This is a genomic window from Neisseria sp. P0009.S007, assembly GCF_051962515.1.
This window is the reverse complement of sequence record NZ_JBQCVF010000715.1, coordinates 1-857: the sequence shown is the minus strand read 5'-3', so window position 1 is coordinate 857 and position 857 is coordinate 1. Positions and strand designations below refer to the sequence as shown.

Below are 857 nucleotides of genomic sequence, written 5' to 3'. Positions count from 1 at the left end.
AAAGGCAAATCCGATGCCGAAGTAATGCGCTTCTGCCAAGCCTTTATGACCGAACTCTACCGCCACATCGGCGCCGACACCGACGTTCCTGCCGGCGACATCGGCGTAGGCGGCCGCGAAATTGGCTATCTGTTCGGCCAATACAAAAAAATCCGCAACGAATTTGCTTCCGTCCTGACCGGCAAAGGCCTAGAATGGGGCGGCAGCCTGATTCGCCCTGAAGCCACCGGCTACGGTTGCGTGTATTTTGCCCAAGCCATGTTGGAAACCCGCAACGACAGCATCGAAGGCAAACGCGTATTGATTTCCGGCTCCGGCAACGTGGCGCAATACGCTGCCGAAAAAGCCATCCAACTGGGTGCAAAAGTACTGACCGTTTCCGACTCCAACGGCTTTGTCCTCTTCCCTGACAGCGGCATGACCGAAGCGCAACTGGCCGCTTTGATCGAGCTGAAAGAAGTACGCCGCGAACGCGTCGCCACTTACGCCAAAGAACAAGGCCTGCAATACTTTGAAAACCAAAAACCGTGGAACATCGCAGCCGAAGTCGCCCTGCCTTGCGCCACCCAAAACGAATTGGACGCAGATGCCGCCAAAATCCTGCTGGCAAACGGTTGCTATGTGGTTGCAGAAGGTGCGAACATGCCGTCAACTTTGGGCGCGGTCGAACAATTTATCAAAGCCGGTATCCTCTACGCTCCGGGCAAAGCGTCCAACGCCGGCGGCGTAGCGACTTCAGGTTTGGAAATGAGCCAAAACGCCATCCGCCTGTCTTGGACTCGTGAAGAAGTCGACCAACGCCTGTTCGACATCATGCACAACATCCACGAATCCTGCCTGAAATACGGCAAAGTCGG

The 857-nt window shown here is 55.7% G+C and carries 1 protein-coding gene; it reads left to right on the top strand.

The genetic code is table 11. The features are described from left to right. On the top strand, positions 1-857 hold an 857-nt coding region (locus ACTHS3_RS15895; RefSeq protein WP_440368490.1), incomplete at both ends, for a Glu/Leu/Phe/Val dehydrogenase dimerization domain-containing protein.